Genomic DNA, 17,845 nt, shown 5'->3' with positions numbered 1-17,845 from the left:
ACGGGTAATGTTGCTGGTCCAGACGATGCGTGTGACGTACTGACGCTGTCGAAACTTGATGAGGCTCTCCCTGGGACTTTGGCGGGTGGGCGTGTCAATAGGCCGGTCGCTGGTTGACGGGGGTCCGGTCTTCCCTTAAAAAACAGGGTGTGGCTCATCAGTCGCTAAATTGTCCCTGCAGTCTTGCCGGGATGGAAAAGAGCCAGACACCCATTTTCCATGGAGAAAACATCAATGCACAGGCGAGAATTTTCACAGGCTGCCGCTGCCATGGCGACCCTGGGCCTATGGGGCCGGCAGCCTGCGCAGGCGGCCAGACCGTCCGACGCAAAAGCACCCCCGGTCATCCCGGTTGCCCTGGGCGCCAACCTCTCGGGCCTCGAATGGGCCATACCCGGCCTGCGCCACGGCCTCAGCTCCGCCCCCAACATTCACTTCACCGTCCCGCGAAAGTCGGACGTGGCCTACCTGGCTGCCTGCGGATTCACCAAAAACCGGCTGCCCATCCAGTGGGAACTTCTCCAGCCGATGCTGCCGGGCACCGTCGCGAATGCCACAGCCCGGTCGCTGATCGGTGAACCCGGCGCCTTTCATGCAGGCTATGCGTCCTACATCACGGGATTGCTGGATGCCCATGCGGCGTCAGGCACCCGCTGCATCATCGACCTGCACAACTACGCGCGCTACACAGACTTCATCTACCAGCCCGATGGCGCGGTCATCGGCCTGAAGGCGGCGCCTGATCCCTTGCTCAGGCCGTACACGACCGACAGGTCGCAGATAAAGCGGCGGATTTTTGCGCTGGAGAAGGGTGCCACCCTCACGCCGGCGCTGTTTGCCGATGTATGGCGCCGCGCCACGACGCTGTGGAAAGGCCATCCCGGGCTGGGGGGCTACGGCCTGATGAACGAGCCCCATGAAATGCCCGAGCGCGGCAGTCTTGTGGAAAGCAAAAGAGGCCGCGACGACCTGATGATCCTGCCGGTGTTCATGCAGGCTGCCATTGACACCATTCGCGCCATTGACAAGGAAACGCCCATTTACGTCGCTGGCAACGAGTGGAGCAGCGCAGCCACCCTGGCGACAAAAAATCCTGGCTATCCGTTGAAAGGAGACGGGCTGATTTATGAAGTGCATACCTATCTGGACCGGCGCAGCACCGGCCAAGCCTTCGACTGGGACATCGAATCGTCCCCCCGGAAATTCGGCAGTGCCCAGGCCGCGCCGATAAGCCGCACCACTGGACGCGAGCGGATCAGGTCGGCCGTGGACTGGGCGCGAGAGAAAGACGTGAAGCTCGCGCTGGGTGAAGTCGGCATGCCGGTCGATGACCCGCGCTGGGCCGAAAGCTTCCGGAACACGGTCGATTTGGCGTTGCAAAACGGCGTCGAGGTGTACAGCTGGATGGCCGGCAACCACTGGCCGATACGCAGCAATGCCTTGACCCATGTGGCCGGCTGGCACCAGAACAAAACGCTTGAACCGCTGGTGTCGGGCGTCATGAAAGCGTCGGCTGGCATTGCGCAAGCCATGCTGTTCGACGACGGCCCGGGTCATGCGCGCGCGGGCACGCCCGTCACCATCACGGTGTATGCCCGGGGCAACTTGGCCCGGCCCGTGCGCCTTGCAGTGGCTGCCAAGGGCGGGGGCAAGCTCAGCAAGGAAGTACTGACGATTCCAGCCGGTCCGAACGGACACGATTCCTTCAGCTACATGCCGGCTGAAAACCAGGTAGCCATACTGAGCTATACCGGCATGGGAGTGCTTTCCTTGCCGGTGCCGCCGCCGCGCAAGGTGTTCTCGCTGAGCGATCCGGTGGCCCACGCATCCACCAGTCTGGACGACGCGGCCATGGCGATCATTGCCCGCTACGGCGCCTGCAAATGGGACATGGCCGACGGCTACAGCGACTACATGCTCGGCGCACCGGCAGCCAGCGGCCAGGTGGTGCGCGCCGTGTCCGACTCGGGCTACGGCTCAAACCCCGGCAATGCCATGGAAATGCTCAACTGGACCAACACGGAAACCCCGGCCATGGGGCGCATGGCGCTGCCGGTGCTGCGTGTGGCCAATGGCCGGAAAAGTTCGGCGCACCAGACGGAAACCTTTGGCTTTTGGTGCAAGAAGTCGGTGCCGGAGGCCGACGTGCGGCCTAACCCCGTCAACCGCGTTCCCTACAACATCGAAGACAGCTACTTTGCCGTTGCCGCCATCAGCATTGCAGCGAAAGACAGCAGTGGCCTGGTATTTCAGGCGTCCCAGACAGAAGCCAGCCACGCCTGCGAACTGGCGTTTTTAAAGGGCCAACCGATAGTCCGGTGGGAGGACGCCAAAGGCCGAAAGGTCGAGCTGACCGGCCCCGACAAGCTGGCGCCGAACAAACTGTCGGTGCTGTCCTTCACCAGTGCCCCCGAAGAGCAGGCGCTGCGCGTCAACTCGGCGCTGGTGGACAGCGGCAACGCCACGTTTGCACCGGGTTACTTCAACCAGATGCTGCTCGGCTGGGGGTTCAAAAACTATTACCCGCAAGAGGGTTTCGCTGGCAATATTTATGCAGTCATCACCGGCAAGGGCGTTCCGACGGCGAGCGAACTGGCCATTCTGGAGCGCTACCTGCGTGGCTAGACTGGCAACAAGCGTTGGAGGCCTGAAAGGATCAGCGCGCATCCATTTAGTGTTACGTTTGTAACTCGAATTACTGCCTGACCAGTCCTGAAGACTCATCACATGACCGGTTTGCTGGGAAATTTCCCAGTCTTGAAGGGGTTTGTAAATCCAAAGAAAATTGTGGATATTTCAACTAAAAGAATGAAACTGTAGAACTTTACGGCTTTGTGTTTTGTAGGTTACGTCCTACCTGATAATATAAATTGTAAATTTATTAAAAATTTGCATTTAAATTAATTGTTGCGTTTTTAACAAAATCATCAGTTTGCTCTAATCTCGCTCGGCCAGTCTGTCGGAGCCTTCACTCATTGCAAGTCAATGAATGGGCGCCTCGGCATGCCAGGCAAGGGGTGTTCGCAGCGGTGGTAATTTGAAAAACCGAAGGACGTTTTACATGAACTGCAAAAACAACGATCTGGCCATTGTCGTGCGCAGCGCGCTGGGCCCGTCGACCGGATTGATCCTGCACTGCTTGCGCCTGTCACCGGCCAGCGGCCTGCGTAACCTGGACGGCTCTTTTGCGTACGGCCCGGTCTGGGAAACCGACAGCTACGGACTGGCGCTGTGCGGCAACACCCACAACCTGTGGATGGATGCAGACCTGCGCCCGCTGCGCGACGAGCCCGGCGCCGATGAAACCCTGCTGTGGGCCGGCTTGCCGCAGGAGAGCGAAGTCCTGGCCGGCTGATTCAAGCGGCTGACAGGACGCTTTTACGCGCGGCCAGGTTGGTGTTGACGGCTGGGCTGAAGGGGCCCCATCGCGCGATTTTGCCAAGCGCAGCGCCCTGGCGCCGATGCCGGCGAGAATGCCGGGGGTTTGCGCAATTGCCACAGAGGGCAAACTGCAGCCCGTTGACATACCCTAATGAAAGAACCCATGACCCCCGCGATCTACACCGCCTCGATTCCCGTTTTCAAACAGATGCTGGGTGGCCTCAGCGGCGTCCTGGCCAAGGCCGAAGCCCATGTGGCCGCGAAAAAAATCGACGCCAATGCCTTGCTGCAGGCGCGGCTTTCCCCTGACATGTTTCCGATGCTGCGCCAGGTCCAGGTCGCCAGCGACTTTGCCAAGAGCGTGTCGGCCCGGCTGGCCGGCGTGGACGTGCCGAAACTGGCCGATGACGAGAAGACCTTTGCCGACCTGCAGGCGCGTATTGCCACCGTGCTGGCGTTCATCGAGGGACTGGATGCCGCATTGTTTGACGAAGCCGCCACGCGCGAAATCGTCACGCAGGCCGGCACGCCCAAGGAAAAGCGCTTCACCGGCGAGTCGTACATCTTCAACTACGGCCTGCCGCATTTCTTTTTCCACACCACCACGGCCTATGCCATCCTGCGCCACAACGGCGTGGAAGTGGGCAAGAAGGATTACATCGGAACGTATTGAGCCTCGCGGCAAGGGTCATTGGCTGACCCGGGCTGTTCGGTTTCATGGCTAAATTGGCTTTTCAAGCAAGCAGGACGGGCGCAGGCAGCTATTAAAAAAATAGTGCTTGGCGCCTCTGCCCGATTTTTTCATTCCAGCGCGCTGGCGGGGCCGAAAAACTCGAAGCGGGTTCGTGATTCAGGCACGCCCAGCTCGCGCAGCTGCTTCTTGGCATGGCGCATGAAGGGCTTGGGGCCACAAAAAGTGGGCGTTTGCATCGCGCGAATCCGGCAGCCCTTCAGCCAGTTGCGCGCTGCTGAGCGGGCCAAGGGCGTGTGGTGCCTGCGCTTCGCCTGCATGCTCCGGGTAATGCGCCGACTCGATCTGCAGCGAGACATGCTTCTGGATGATCTGGTTGACCAGCCCGCCGAGCTGGTCCAGCCGGTCGATGTTGCGCGCATACATCAGCACGCCGTTGACCAGCGCGCGCGGCTGGTCGCCGTTGGCCTGGTGCGCCTGGATGAAAAATGGCCGCGCCTCGGGATGCTCGGCCAGCATGATCCGGTAGAAAAGAGTGGTCAGCGCCTCGCCGCCGGTCTGCAGCAGGGGGACGGTGGACTTGACGATGGCGCGTTGTTCTGGGGTCAGCATGAATTCTCCAGTGAAGGCAGCTGGCGCCTCGCACCATGCGAAACCGGCGTCGGAAAGGAACTGGTGGCGCGCGGCGCTGCCCGAGACGCTGGTTGAAAGCGAGCTGTTCGGCCATGTGCGCGGTGCGTTTTCAGGCGCCGTGGCCGACCGGCGCGGCAAGTTCGAGCTGGCCGATGGCGGCACGCTGTTCCTCGATGAAGTGGCCGAGCTGCCGCTGGCGGTGCAGGCCAAGCTGCTGCGCGTGCTGCAGGGCGGGCAGCTGCAGCGCCTGGGCTCGGACCGAGAGCACCGGGTCGATGTGCGTGTGATTGTCGCCACCAACCGCGACCTGGCCACCGGGGTGCGCTTCAGGCGTTTTCGCGCCGATTTTTACCACCGGCTCAGCGTTTATCCACTGGTCGTTCCCCCATTGCGCGAGCGCGGCCAGGACGTGCTGCTGCTGGCGGGCAACTTTCTGGCGCAGAACCATTCGCGGCTGGGGCTGGGGCTGGGGCTGGGGCTGGGGCTGGGGCTGGGGCTGGGGCTGGGGCGTTTGCGGCTTGACACCAGCGCGCGTGCTGCGCTGCTGGCGCACGACTGGCCCGGCAATGTGCGCGAGCTGGAGCACCTGGTGAGTCGCAGCGCGCTGAAAGCCCTGGCCGGCCAGTCGCCACGGCCGCGCATCGTGAGCCTGCGCGCCAGACATTTTGACTTTTCGCTGGCGCCCGAAAGCGAGACGGCAGCAGTCCCGATGGTAGCCAGGGATGCGCCCAATGCCAGCGCTGCGGCGCCCGTTGATTTGCGCACCTTGACCGCGGCGCACCAGCGCCAGTGCATACAAGCCAGCCTGGAGTGCCATGGCCACAACTGGGCGGCGGCCGCACGCGAACTGGGCCTGCACCGGGCCAACCTGGTCCGGCTGGCGCGGCGGCTGGGGCTGGCGGATCAAGGTACGGCTGGATGAACGGAGTCGGCGAACTTATATGCCAAAAAAAGCGTTCGCGCTAGATGCATAAGCGCCAGCAGCTATTGAAAATATAGCACTGGGGATTTGCCCTGTGATTCTGTTCCAGGTCAATACAAGATCAGGCGCGAAGCCGCAGACAGAGTTGCAGCACGGCAAGACGAAGCAACGACATCTCCGATTGATCTAAAAACAGAATCAGGCCATGCGGCCCTTGTTGGGAATGACCTGGCAGCCGGTGATGCGCCAGGTATTGTCCTTTTGCCGCTGCACGCTGTAAAGCGCAAGCCACGCCTTGCCATCATCATCCATCAGCTGAACCCGCTGGATCACCTGGCCGTGGTGCTCTTCGGGCTGGAGAAAGGCCGTGGAAGCGGGGCGGTAGATGGCCGGATAGCTTTTGCGCACCATGTCCATGAAACGGCTGGCCGTGCCGACGGAGGCGCGCACATTGGGTGCCGCAAACGAAAACGCGGTGGCGGCGTCGTCCCGCGCCAGCGCTGCCAGTTGCGCCTCGACCACGGCGCGCACGCCTTGCTCCTCGGCCGCTGTCAGCGCCCACGATGGCACCGGCGCCACCAGCATGAAGGCTGCGGCCAGCCAGCCTGTCAGGCGGACCAGAAAAAGATGCGAGAAAGCTTGGCTGTTTTTCATGGTGACGCTTTTCAATCAGGCCTCGCAAATGCAGTCATCACATCATGCCGCAAGCCTTATGAAAAGTACGCAGCCGCTTTGCAAACAGATTCAAGTTGCTGCAACTCGCGCTTGCGTCCTACCCGGTCACCGGGCGGCCAGGGCGTGACCCGGCCAGGCGCCGGTGTTACAACGCAGCGTTCCCACTCCAAAATTTATCGACATGGACAGCACCAGCAGCGCCGCTTGGTATGCGCAACTCGCCAAACCCTTCTTTGCGCCGCCAGCCTGGGTGTTCGGCCCGGTCTGGACGATGCTGTACATCGTCATTGCCATCAGTTTCGGGTTTGTGCTGGTGCAAACGCTCAGGCGGCGGCTGCCCTTTGTGGTACTGCTGCCGTTCATCCTGAACCTGCTGTTCAATGCCGCTTACACGCCGATCCAGTTCGGCCTGCGCAACAACCTGCTCGCCAGCCTTGACATCGTGCTGGTGCTGGGCACCCTGGTCTGGGCCATGCGGGCGATCTGGGGCCCAGCGCGCTGGGTGGCGCTGGTGAACATTCCTTACCTGCTGTGGGTCGCGTTTGCCACGCTACTGCAACTGAGCATCACCTGGCTGAACCGCTGAAATCCGCTGAACCTCCAGCGCCGTCCGCCATGGCCTCACGTTTTTTCAGTGCCCGCCGTCTGCCTCTTGCGCTGTGGACGGTCGCTGCGCTGGCTGTTGCGGCCACCGCAGGCCATGCAGCATGGCGCATCAAGCAATCCGTCGAGTTGGCGCGCCAGAGCGAGCCGCTCCAGTCAGCGCCAGCCGGCGCCACGGCCAGCCTGCTGATTGCCGGTGACAGCACGGGGGTAGGCACCGGCGCGTCTTCTGCCGCCAGCAGCGTGGCCGGCCTGATTGCGCGGGACCACCCCGCCCTGCGCATTGTCAACCGCGCCCAGGACGGCGCGCGGTTTGCCGACATTCCCCGCCAGCTGGAAGGCGACGAGCGCTTTGACGCGGTTCTGGTGCTGGGTGGTGGCAACGATGTGATTCGCATGACCGGTCAGGAAACGCTGGCGCAGGACATTGCCAGGGTCGCACAACGGGCTGCAGCCCGCGCGCCGCTGGTCGTCATCCTGCCGCCTGGGAATGTAGGCAATGCACCGTTTTTCATGGCGCCGCTGTCGTGGCTGATGGCGAAGCGCTCGCGGACGCTGCACCGTCTGGTGGGTCAGGCCGCTGCAAACCACGGCGCAATTTATGTGAACCTGTACAAGGACAGGGCCGATGACCCCTTCGCGCAGCGGCCCGACGAGCTCAATGCGCGCGATGGCCTGCACCCGAGCGATGCCGGTTACCGGCTGTGGTACGACGCGCTCAACACGCAGGCGGCGCTGGCCAGCCGACTGAAGGCGGTCCAGGCGCTCAAGGAATTCAAGGCGCACTAGAATCCGCCCTTGATGTGGTCCGGACAGCTGTGCGCTGCCTGGCTTTTGTTTTTCTTCCTCCCTTTTATTGGCAAATGCATGTCTCTTCAGATCATTGAAGCCCAAAGCGGCGAAGACCCCGTCGCCACCATTCTCATCCTGCACGGCCTGGGTGCCGACGGGCGCGACTTCGTGCCGATCGCCGAGCAGCTTGACCTGTCTGCCATCGGACCGGTGAGGTTTTTGTTTCCCAGCGCGCCGCACATGCCGGTGACGATCAACGGCGGCTACACCATGCCCGCCTGGTACGACATCCTGGGCGCCGACCTGGTCAGCCGCCAGGACGAAGCCGGCATGCGCCAGACCCAGGCTGCCATCGAAGCCATCGTTGCCAACGAAAAAACGCGCGGTATTCCGTCCAACCGCATTGTTGTCGCGGGTTTTTCACAAGGCTGCGCCATGGCGTTGATGGCTGGCTTGCGCCACACTGAACGGCTGGCCGGCATTGCAGGTCTGTCGGGCTATTTGCCACTGGCTGAAAAAACCGCCGCTGAAGGCAGCGCCGCCAACAAGGACGTGCCGATCTTCCTCGCTCATGGCTCGCGCGACGGCGTGGTCGCGCTGCCGCGCGCCGTGGCCACACGCGATGCGCTGAGTGCGCTGGGCTATCCGGTCGAATGGCATGAATACCCGATGGAGCATTCGGTCTGCCCGCAGGAAGTGGCCGACCTGCAGCAGTGGCTGCTGCGCGTGCTGGCCTGAGCCGGTTTTATGAATCAAATATGCCGTTTGCGCACAAAGGACGGGAATAGTAGGCTATTGAAATAATAGCAGTATGGGTGGCTGGACTTGGCGCTTGCCGCCAGGCCTGGCGGGCTCCTGTACTTTTTCGTCCCTCCAAGCCGTGCCTGTCCAAGCGCCTCCTTCCTGGACGGCGCGCTAACTTGCAGGCGCTGCCAGGCCGGCTCTGGCGTCATTTCCGGCATCCCGCCGGCAACCCGTCCCGCCCGCCCGCTGACCGTGCAGGCAAACGGCCTGCGACAGCGCAAAGCGCCGGCGTGTGATAACTTACACGCCAATCCCAAGAATCCGAGAGAACACCGTATGACCCCATTGCAGGCCAGCGCCGACGCAATTTTGCAACAACGCCTGAAAGCGATGACTCCCCAGCAGCTCCAGGGCATGCGCCGGGGTCTTGAAAAGGAAAGCCTGCGCGCCCAGCCCGGCGGCGCGCTGGCGCTGACGCCGCACCCTGCCGCCCTTGGATCGGCATTGACGCATCCCAGTATCACCACCGACTTCAGCGAGTCGCAGGTCGAACTGGTCACCAGCGCCCATGCCAGCCCCGAAGCAGCGCTGGAAGAACTCACGCAGCTGCACCAGTTCACCTACCAGGCGCTAAAGGAAAATGGCGACGAGATGCTCTGGGTCTCGAGCATGCCCTGCGGCCTGCCGACCGATGAAACCATTCCGATTGCCCGCTTCGGCTCGTCCAACGTCGGCCGCGCCAAGAGCGTGTACCGCGTGGGCCTGTCGCACCGCTACGGCCGGCGCATGCAGACCATCTCGGGCATTCACTACAACTGGTCGCTGCCTGGCGTGAGCAGTGAGCAGTACTTTGCGCTGATCCGCAATTTCCGCCGCCATGCTTTCCTGCTGCTCTACCTGTTCGGCGCCTCGCCGGCGGTGTGCTCGACTTTTGTCGCCGGCCGCCAGCATGAACTGCAGAAATTGACCGACACCACCATGTTCATGCCGCACGGCACCTCGCTGCGCATGGGCCGGCTCGGTTACCAGAGCGATGCGCAGGCGTCGCTGGCAGTCAGCTACAACAGCCTGGAAGGCTATGCCGCGTCGTTGCAGGACGCGCTGAGCCGGCCCTATCCGGCTTATGAAAAGGTCGGCATCCGCAACCCTGGCGGCGACTACAACCAGCTGGCCACCACGCTGCTGCAGATCGAGAACGAGTTTTACGGCACGATTCGCCCCAAGCGCGTGATCCGCGCTGGCGAGCGGCCGCTGCACGCGCTGCGCGAGCGCGGCGTTGAATACATCGAGGTGCGCCTGATGGACCTGGACCCGTTCGAGCCGGTGGGCATCAATGCGCAGACGATGCGCTTTATCGACGTGTTCCTGCTGCACTGCCTGATGTCAGACAGCCCGCCCGACACGCCGGCCGAGATCGCTGAAATCAACCACAACCAGCATCAGACGGCAGCGCGTGGCCGCGAACCCGGCGCGCAGCTCAAACGCCAGGGCGGCGAGGTAGCGCTGGCGGCATGGGGCGCGGAAATCCTGGCCGGGTGCGCGCCGATTGCCGCTGCGCTCGATGCCGACCACGGCGGCACGCCCTACCGCGATGCGCTGGCCGCGGCCAGCATTGGCCTGGCGGATGCCGACACGCTGCCGTCGGCCAGAGTGCTGGCCGCCATGGCGCAGGACTTCGACAACTCGTTCGTTCAGTTCATCAAGGCGCAGTCGCTGACAACCCAGGCCGCCCTGCAAACCCTGCCCGTGACGGACGAGCAACTGGCACGCTTCACCGGCATGAGCCAGCAATCCGTCGAGGCGCAAAAGGCGATCGAGGCGGGCGACAGCATGCTGTTCGAGGACTATCGCCAGCTGTATGTGTCGCCCGAGCACCTGCAGGTGCGGGTTCGCGAGGCAGTGCACGGCTGAGCTGCCGGATTACTGCATGCCTTGCAACTGAAGCAAAGCCTCTTCCCGCCAATATGCCGCTGCGCTGTAAAAACCCTCCCAAACGCAACCATTGCAGCCGCGTCCGCAGCAGCTCGTGGGTTCCGGCGGCGGAGCGCGCAGGGCCACACCGGCGTCAAGCGCGCGCTGGTGCAATGCACTGAACTGCCTGAGCCAGTCCTCACGGCTGGAAGGCAGTTGCAGGTTGTCAGGCTCCGGCATGACTTGAGTGGGCAAGGGCGTTCAGGGCTTGCCCTGCGCCGACAGGCGCCGCTTGGCATACAGCCCCAGGAAGGCGCATCCCAGCACCAGCGCAAACCAGCCGACCAGCGAGGTCTGGGCGACGATGCCCTGCATGCCGGGCGAGGTGATGTAGTGGGGCGACACCAGCACGCCCAGCCCGATCAGGGCGCACAGCACGCCTTTGATCAGCAGGTCGTTGTTGGCCTTTTTGTCAGCCTGGCGGGTGTTGGGATTATTGGGGCGGCGGGTAGGGGCATTGGGTAAGGGCATGTACCGGATTTTCCCCTATTCGTCCGGCCTCGTCAGGCCGCCGCCCGGCCCTGCGTGTGAACAGGTGACAATTCGCTGTTCGGTGCCGGGCGGCTGGCGGTGTAATGCCCTGCCGCCGCCTTGGCTGCAATCACGCAGCCTTGCCTGCACCCGTAACCTAAGAAAGAAACATCCCGATGGCCATCCAGTGGTTTCCCGGTCACATGCACCTGACCAAAAAAGCTATTGCAGAGCGCATCAAGGAAATTGATGTGGTGATCGAGCTGCTAGACGCCCGCCTGCCCGGCTCCAGCGCCAACCCGATGCTGGCCGGGCTGACCGGCGCCAAACCGGCGCTCAAGGTGCTGAACAAGCAGGACCTGGCCGACCCGGTGCGCACCGCGCTCTGGCTGGCGCACTACAACCGCCAGCCCGGCACGCGCGCCATCGGCCTGGATGCCAGCATGAGCACGCCGGCCAAGGCGCTGATCGACGCCTGCCACGCGCTCGCGCCGACGCGCGGCAGCATGGTCAAGCCGATGCGCGTGCTGATCTGCGGCATTCCCAACGTCGGCAAATCGACGCTGATCAACACGCTGACCGGCAAGCGCGCGACCAAGACCGGCGACGAGGCGGGCATCACCAAGGTCGAGCAGCGCCTGGTGCTGGGCGACGGCTTTTACCTGTGGGACACGCCCGGCATGCTGTGGCCGCGCATCATCGTCGCCAAGAGCGGCTACAACCTGGCCGCCAGTGGCGCGATTGGTCGCAATGCGTTTGAAGAAGAAGAGGTGGCGCTCGAACTGCTCGACTACCTGATTCCCAACTACCCGGACATGCTGGCGGCGCGCTACCGGCTCGACCTGGTGCCGGGCAGCACCGACGAACAGGTGCTCGAGGAAATCGGCCGCAAGCGCGGCGCGGTCTTGACCAAGGGCCGCATCAACCTGCAAAAAGCCGCCGAGATCGTGATCTACGAGTTTCGCGCTGCCACGCTCGGACGCGTGACGCTGGAAACGCCCGAGGAATTTGCCCGCTGGACAGCCGCCGGGGAACTGCTTGATGCCGAGCGCCAGGTGAAAAAAGACAAGATCGAGACCAGCCGGCTGATCAAGCAGAAAAAAATCCCCCGGCCCGTCAAGCCCGGTTCACGTTAGGCGGCCTGCGGCCTGCCGGCGCGGGTTCATGCAAGACGGCAAAGGATCGAGAGGCGTCGGCATGAGTTGCTCTGAAAAGCATAGCTGGCTTTGCCCGTGCTGCCTGCGCAGGATGCTGTTTTGGTTAAAAAACTGAGATGTCAGAGGCACTGTCGGCATCTAGCGGCACTGCGCCAGGGTGTGCGCCAGCGCGTCTTGGGCACCGTCGTCCCAACGGCTGCGTCTCGGCTGTACGAACTGTCTTACGCGAAGGCGCGAAGCTGGTGGGCTGCGTTGCACCGCCTGAACGTCTATGTTGTTTCCATGCAGATACGGGGCCCATGCCTGCCATGAAAGCCTCCATTGAATTCGCAGCAACAACAGGGGAAACGCATGACACAGAAACAAGCTCCATCGCCCGCCGGCGGCATGACCCAAGTCTCAGGACCAGCGCGGAAAACTCCAGCTGAACCCGCTTGCGATGTCAACCTCGACAGCCAGTCGGTGGCGGGAGAGGAAGACCCGGGCGCCTCGCTGGACATGTCCGGCAGTTCGCCACCCAATCGCTCAGGTATCACGGTCCCCATGCCTTCGGGTAGCGCGAACCCGGGCGACGAGGCGCCTGAAGGAACGCCAGGGACCGGTGAAGGACTTTGCCCCCAATGCGGCGGATCCGGCCGCGTGGGTGATGCGATCTGTCCGTCCTGCAAGGGCAGCGGCAAGGTCATTGTTGGAATCGGCGGCGCATGACGGCCTCTGGCGCATGCGCTGCCGCTGACGGGCGGCGTGTCAATTCACGGATTCAACATCGCTAACAAAGGACGTCCCATGAACTCCATCACCAGTGCCTTCATGCCCAATGCCACCAACATGATCAGGCTGGACCATACCCACACGATGGCTACCTTTCACCAGTACAGGACCACCAGCAAGCCGCTGGTCAAACGGGGATTGGTCAACACCGTCTGCCTGGCGCTGGAAGTGCATGCCCAACTGGAGGAGGAAATCTTCTATCCCGCTGTTCGTGAAGTCAGTGACAACGAGGCGATCACGAAAGTGCTTCCTGAACATGCCGAGATGAAACGGTTGATTGCCCTGCTGCGCAATATGGAACCCGAGGACGCACGCTATGACGACATGTTCATGGAATTGATGCGCGACGTGATTCACCATGTGGCCGACGAAGAAACCCTGATCCTCCCCGAGGCCGAGCGCCTGCTGCAGGATCAACTTGGCGATCTGGGCGCCAGGATGATGAAGCGCAGGCTCGAACTGGTGGCGCCGCGTACCGCGGATATCGCGGTGAACATGGTGCGTGCCATGCCTGTACCGTCCATTGCCATGCTGGCGGGCGCCACGGCTGCCGGTGTGCTGCTGGGCAGGCGCCTGATGCGGCGCTGAAACGGGGCGCCGGGCTGGCGGCGTTTCTGGTGTGGGCTGCATGGGCCCGCAACCTGTGGGATGAGTCTGTTTCTCAAGCGGCGACTCTGTTCGGTAGCGTACATATGAGTTGGCGTGTATTGGCTAAACTCCGGCTTCACGCGAGATCGCTGCGCAGGTAGCAGATTGAGCCAGATTTAGCCTGGAAGTCCTGATGCCTGTTTCTCCCGACCCTAAGAAAAACCAGCTGCTTGCTGCCTTGCCGGATGCAGAATGGCTGCGCTGGCTGCCTCAGCTCGAGTTTGTCGAGATGCCGCTGGGCCAGGTGCTGTAAGAGTCGGTCAGCACGCTCAGCCATGTGTATTTCCCGACCACTGCCATTGTTTCGCTGCTGTACGTCATGGAAAATGGCTCGTCGGCTGAAATTGCCGTGGTGGGTTATGAAGGCATCGTCGGCATTTCGCTCTTCATGGGCGGCGAGTCAATGCCCAGCCGGGCAGTGGTGCAAAGTGCCGGGCGCGGCTTCCGGCTCAAGGCGCTGGCAATCAAGGAAGAATTCAAGCGCATACCGGTGTTGCACCTGCTGCTGCGCTACACCCAGGCCCTGATCACCCAAATGGCCCAGACGGCCGTGTGCAACCGCCACCACTCACTGGACCAGCAACTGTGTCGTTGGCTCCTGCTCAGCCTGGATCGCCTGAAGGGCAATGAGCTGGTAAGACGCAGGAGCTGATTGCCAACATGCTCGGTGTTCGCCGCGAAGGCGTGACCGAAGGCGCAGTGCGCCTGCAAAAAGCCGGTTTGATCAGCTGTTCGCGTGGCCGTATTCTGGTCCTCGACCGGCCCGGACTTGAAAAACGCACCTGTGAATGCTATGCAGTGGTCAAAAAGGAATACGACCGGCTGCTTCCGGAAAAAGTGTCGGCCAAACTTTCGGCTTGACCTCGCGTCCTCCTGAACACCTGCCATCTAAGCATTGTGTTGCCTGTTTTTTGTGAGAATTTGTAGGCGTAGGGCATGCTCGGTCACTCCGAATCGAACTGCATTTGTCAGCTGCGCGGCTTTGAATTTGCCCCTTTCCTGGAAGGGTCTGCAACACCCCGAGAGCCTGCATAAATGCCTTTGAAAATCACCTGATTGAACTGCTTCCCGTGGCTGACCGCAGCCGCCTCCTGGCGCTTTGCGAGCCGGTCGAACTGGTGCTGTCCGAGGTGCTGTGCGAGCCCGGGAAACCGACCCGCCATGTTTATTTCCCGACGCAGGGCTACATTTCGCTGGTCGCACTGGTAGACGGCAGTCCGGGCGTGGAAGTGGGCATGGTGGGCCGTGAAGGCATGCTGGGCGCGCAACTGGTGCTGGGCGTGACAAACCGTGCCCTTGCATGCGCTGGTCCAGGGGGCGGGCGCTGCCTGGCGCATCGTCACCGGTCCTTTCAAATGAGAACTGGCGCACAGCACGGCCCTTCGGCGTGGCCTGAACCGCTACCTGTATGTCCTCATGGTGCAGCAGGCAAGCTCTGCGGCCTGCCTGCGTTTTCACCTGATCGGCCAGCGCCTGGCGCGCTGGTTGCTGATGAGCCAGGACCGCGCCCATTCGGACCGCTTTCACCTGACGCACGATTTTCTGGCCTACATGCCGGGCATGCGCCGCGTCGGCATCACGGCCGCAGCCAGTGCTCTGCACCGGGGCGGACTGATCGAGTACCACCGGGGTGAAATCACCGTACTGGACCGCATCGGACTGGAAGCCGCCGCTTGCAGCTGCTACGCCACCAGCGAGCAGACTTACAACGATCTGCTGGGATCGGCGGCCAAGGCCCCGGCCCGTTGAAAATTGTCGGGCGATGTGCGCTAACCAACATACAGATTCACTGTAAATAGTTACAAGTGCTTTCAAGGAGCGATTCAATATCTGGTGCCTTCTGAACTGACGGGACACTGGGCGGCGCTGCAACAACCGTCCAGCAAAGCACCATGAACCATTCGATCTGCCACCCCAATGAAGCCGGCCGCCTCCTGATCGCCAGCACCGGGCATGGGGTCAGCCAACCAGGCATTGCGTCTGAAGACTGGGACCTTCTGTTTTGTGCCGTGACCGAACGCCTGAGGCAATGTGCCAGTCAACTGCTGGCTGCAGGCAGCGCCATCCGCCATTAAGTTATCCAGCGATGTGCTGGAGTGCGTTGACGCCTTGAATCGACTGCATGCGGTTCTCAGTCAACAACGGCCAGGCATCGGTGAGTGATTGAATTATCAAATTGTATTTCTTGATAAATTTGATTGTTTGATCATTTGTAGGACATGACGCTGACATTTTCTAACATTTACTTTTGCATTGGTATCGATTCCATAATCGCGCCCAGAACGCGTAAAAGTAGCGAATTTTCGTAACTGACCTGCGCGTCCCACACCGACAGGAACAAGAAATGAAACAACCCACAAGCCAGTCCAGCCACCGCCCGTGGCTGACAGCGCTGCTGCTGAGTGCCCTGGCGGCCGGCTGCGGCGGCGGTGACGGCGGACGCGACCCCATCCTGGGTTCGGGCGACGCGGTCGTCACGCTGGTGCCCGCCGCCGTGGCACCTTCAGTCACCGCCGTGGTGCCTGCGAATGATTCCACCGGTGTCGCGATCAACCAAAGCCTGATCACCGCCGCCTTCAGCGAGCCGGTGTCGCTGTCAGGCCGTGGCGCTTTCACCCTGAGCTGCGCTGCGCCCTGTGTCGCTCCCGCAGGCAGCGTGACGTTTGATGCGAGCCAGCAACAGGCTACCCTCGAACTCGACCCGACCGCAATCCTGGCATCTTCCACACGCTACACGGCCACGATCAGCGACGCAAAAAGCCTGGCCAGCGGCCTGGCCATGACAAGCCCCTATGTCTGGCGCTTTACCACCGGCATCACCGCCGACACGACGCGGCCCCGCGTTTCCCTGACGGTTCCCGCCACGACAAACCCGGGTCCGTTGACAGGCGTGCCGGCCAATACCGCCATCAGCGCCGTGTTCACCGAAGCCATGGCGCCGGGCAGCCTGAACGCCGCCAGCTTCACCCTGACGTGCGCCGCACCTTGCGCATCGCCTTCAGGAACGGTGAGCTATTCAGAGGCCAGAAAAACCGCGTTTTTCAAGCCATCGGTCGCGCTGACTGCGGGCACGACCTACACCGCCACCGTCACCCGTGCCGCGACCGACCTGGCGCGCAACCAGCTGGGCGGCAACCAGGCATCACTGCCAGCGGCAAGCAACCATGTCTGGACCTTCACCACCGCAGCGCCTACTGCGCCCGCGAATGTCTCGGTGCTTTCCACCCGGCCTGGGTCCAACGCCGCCAACGTCTGCACGAATGCCAGCGTCAGTGCAACTTTCAGTGTGCCCTCCGGTCTTGAGATGGACCCAGCCACCGTCAGTGCTGCGAGCTTTAACCTGACCGGCCCGGCGCTGACCCCCGTGACCGCATCATCCGTGGTGCTGGACGACGCCACCGGCCGCACGGCCACACTGACGCCTTTGGCACCGCTGACTGCCGGGGTGACTTACACCGCTGTGGTCAAGGGCGGTGTGAATGGTGTCAAGGACCTGGCCAATCCGGCCAACCCGATGGCTGCAAATTACCAGTGGACGTTTACCGCCGTCAACTGCACCCAGCCACCCGTTCCGTCTGCCATCGTTCTGGGCGCGGCCAGCACCTTTGCCAGTTATGGCGGCACCGCCGGCATGACCAACCAAGGCATCGACACGGTCATCAACGGCGACATCGGCACCACCGCAGTATCGACCGGTGTGACAGGCCTGCACGACACCAACGGCAATGTCTACACCGTGACGCCGTTGAACGATGGTGCCGTGAACGGCAGCATCTACACCTATCCGCCGGCTCCCGGCAATGCCACGACCAAGGCGATTGCCGACGCAGCCCTGGACGCCTCGCAAAATGCCTATAACCAGCTCGTCGCCGTGCCGCCTGGCGCTTATGCCGGTGCCGGCGAACTGGGCCTGCTGACGCTGGCCCCCGGCACCTACACCTCGGCCACGTCCTACCAGCTGACGCAGGGCGACCTGACGCTGGATGCGCAGGGCGACCCGAATGCGGTCTTCATCTTCCAGATGGGCAGTTCGCTGACGGTCGGCATTGCCGGGCCGACAGGCGCGCGCAGCGTCATCCTGGCCAACGGCGCGCAGGCGAAAAATGTGTTCTGGCAGGTTGGCACCTCGGCCACCATCAATGGGGCCGGCGGCGGTTTCATGAAGGGCACCATCATTGCCCAGCAAGCCGTGACCTTCTCCACCGCCGGGAACGCCAAGCTCACGGTGCTTGACGGCCGTGCATTGAGCCTGATCTCCGGCGTGACCATGGTGAACACACGCATCAACCTGCCTTGACCGGTTGCGGTGCCAAGGCCGGCGGCGGGACGATGGTTTTCGCCGGCCTCTCGCCCCAGGGTGCGCCTGGCGCAGCGGTGAGACGCAAA

Annotated in this window: 16 protein-coding genes and 3 pseudogenes; 15 read left to right on the top strand and 4 right to left on the bottom strand. The window is 62.5% G+C overall.

Annotated elements, in window-relative coordinates:
- Nucleotides 1-234 precede the first annotated feature (234 nt).
- The 3 genes from IWX85_RS09485 (at nt 235) to IWX85_RS09475 (ending at nt 4,054) form a co-directional block, all read left to right on the top strand.
- Nucleotides 235-2,625, top strand: a complete 2,391-nt coding sequence (locus IWX85_RS09485; protein WP_196869567.1) for a glycoside hydrolase family 5 protein — start codon at nt 235-237, stop codon at nt 2,623-2,625.
- Nucleotides 2,626-3,061: 436 nt separating this feature from the next.
- Nucleotides 3,062-3,355: a hypothetical protein gene (locus IWX85_RS09480; protein WP_036804581.1), complete on the top strand. Its 294-nt coding sequence runs from the start codon at nt 3,062-3,064 to the stop codon at nt 3,353-3,355.
- Nucleotides 3,356-3,544: 189 nt separating this feature from the next.
- The gene (locus tag IWX85_RS09475; protein WP_196869566.1) at nt 3,545-4,054 is read left to right on the top strand and encodes a DUF1993 family protein; all 510 of its coding nucleotides are present in this window, start codon (nt 3,545-3,547) and stop codon (nt 4,052-4,054) included.
- A gap of 342 nt (nt 4,055-4,396) precedes the next feature.
- Here the strand turns inward: IWX85_RS09475 and IWX85_RS20410 are convergent.
- Nucleotides 4,397-4,684: pseudogene (locus IWX85_RS20410) on the bottom strand (nitric oxide dioxygenase); the annotation flags it as partial.
- A 70-nt stretch (nt 4,685-4,754) separates the two neighbouring features.
- Between IWX85_RS20410 and IWX85_RS09465 the strand changes: the two are divergent.
- Nucleotides 4,755-5,627, top strand: a pseudogene (locus IWX85_RS09465) (sigma 54-interacting transcriptional regulator); the annotation flags it as partial.
- A 198-nt stretch (nt 5,628-5,825) separates the two neighbouring features.
- Here IWX85_RS09465 and IWX85_RS09460 read toward each other — a convergent pair.
- Complete coding sequence (locus tag IWX85_RS09460; RefSeq protein ID WP_196869565.1) at nt 5,826-6,281, bottom strand: DUF4864 domain-containing protein; 456 nt, start codon at nt 6,279-6,281, stop codon at nt 5,826-5,828.
- Between the two features lie 202 nt (nt 6,282-6,483).
- On the opposite strand from IWX85_RS09460, the gene IWX85_RS09455 reads away from it, so the two are divergent.
- The 4 genes from IWX85_RS09455 to gshA all read left to right on the top strand — a co-directional run bounded on the left by IWX85_RS09455 (nt 6,484) and on the right by gshA (nt 10,352).
- Entirely contained in the window at nt 6,484-6,888 is a 405-nt protein-coding gene (locus IWX85_RS09455; protein WP_196869564.1) for a TspO/MBR family protein, read from the top strand.
- Between the two features lie 29 nt (nt 6,889-6,917).
- Nucleotides 6,918-7,694, top strand: coding sequence for a GDSL-type esterase/lipase family protein (locus IWX85_RS09450; protein WP_196869563.1), 777 nt, complete (start codon nt 6,918-6,920; stop codon nt 7,692-7,694).
- A gap of 78 nt (nt 7,695-7,772) precedes the next feature.
- A complete protein-coding gene (locus tag IWX85_RS09445) occupies nt 7,773-8,435 on the top strand; it encodes an alpha/beta hydrolase (RefSeq protein ID WP_196869562.1) in 663 nt (220 codons plus the stop codon).
- Nucleotides 8,436-8,777: 342 nt separating this feature from the next.
- Nucleotides 8,778-10,352, top strand: coding sequence for a glutamate--cysteine ligase (gene gshA, locus IWX85_RS09440; protein WP_196869561.1), 1,575 nt, complete (start codon nt 8,778-8,780; stop codon nt 10,350-10,352).
- Nucleotides 10,353-10,361: 9 nt separating this feature from the next.
- On the opposite strand, the gene IWX85_RS09435 is transcribed toward gshA, so the two are convergent.
- Both IWX85_RS09435 and IWX85_RS09430 read right to left on the bottom strand, forming a co-directional pair.
- A complete protein-coding gene (locus IWX85_RS09435) occupies nt 10,362-10,592 on the bottom strand; it encodes an oxidoreductase-like domain-containing protein (protein ID WP_196869603.1) in 231 nt (76 codons plus the stop codon).
- Nucleotides 10,593-10,613: 21 nt separating this feature from the next.
- Nucleotides 10,614-10,883 (bottom strand): hypothetical protein, encoded by a 270-nt coding sequence (locus IWX85_RS09430; RefSeq protein ID WP_036804572.1) that lies wholly within the window; start codon nt 10,881-10,883, stop codon nt 10,614-10,616.
- 176 nt (nt 10,884-11,059) lie between these two features.
- On the opposite strand from IWX85_RS09430, the gene ylqF reads away from it, so the two are divergent.
- The 7 genes and pseudogenes from ylqF (at nt 11,060) to IWX85_RS09395 (ending at nt 17,756) form a co-directional block, all read left to right on the top strand.
- On the top strand, nt 11,060-12,019 hold the full coding sequence (ylqF, locus tag IWX85_RS09425) for a ribosome biogenesis GTPase YlqF (protein WP_036804570.1): 960 nt from the start codon (nt 11,060-11,062) through the stop codon (nt 12,017-12,019).
- Nucleotides 12,020-12,391: 372 nt separating this feature from the next.
- Nucleotides 12,392-12,748 (top strand): hypothetical protein, encoded by a 357-nt coding sequence (locus IWX85_RS09420; protein ID WP_196869606.1) that lies wholly within the window; start codon nt 12,392-12,394, stop codon nt 12,746-12,748.
- A gap of 78 nt (nt 12,749-12,826) precedes the next feature.
- On the top strand, nt 12,827-13,399 hold the full coding sequence (locus tag IWX85_RS09415; protein WP_196869560.1) for a hemerythrin domain-containing protein: 573 nt from the start codon (nt 12,827-12,829) through the stop codon (nt 13,397-13,399).
- A gap of 193 nt (nt 13,400-13,592) precedes the next feature.
- Nucleotides 13,593-14,320: pseudogene (locus IWX85_RS09410) on the top strand (Crp/Fnr family transcriptional regulator).
- Between the two features lie 555 nt (nt 14,321-14,875).
- Nucleotides 14,876-15,208, top strand: a complete 333-nt coding sequence (locus IWX85_RS20945) for a Crp/Fnr family transcriptional regulator (RefSeq protein ID WP_370584254.1) — start codon at nt 14,876-14,878, stop codon at nt 15,206-15,208.
- 143 nt (nt 15,209-15,351) lie between these two features.
- Nucleotides 15,352-15,534 (top strand): hypothetical protein, encoded by a 183-nt coding sequence (locus tag IWX85_RS09400; protein WP_196869559.1) that lies wholly within the window; start codon nt 15,352-15,354, stop codon nt 15,532-15,534.
- 269 nt (nt 15,535-15,803) lie between these two features.
- Nucleotides 15,804-17,756, top strand: coding sequence for an ice-binding family protein (locus IWX85_RS09395; protein WP_196869558.1), 1,953 nt, complete (start codon nt 15,804-15,806; stop codon nt 17,754-17,756).
- The last annotated feature ends 89 nt before the right edge of the window (nt 17,757-17,845 follow it).

Origin of the sequence: Polaromonas sp. CG_9.11 (assembly GCF_015752225.1) — a bacterium.
Lineage (GTDB): Bacteria > Pseudomonadota > Gammaproteobacteria > Burkholderiales > Burkholderiaceae_C > Polaromonas.
The sequence above is the reverse complement of the archived record's forward strand: the minus strand, read 5'-3'. Positions and strand labels throughout refer to the sequence as shown.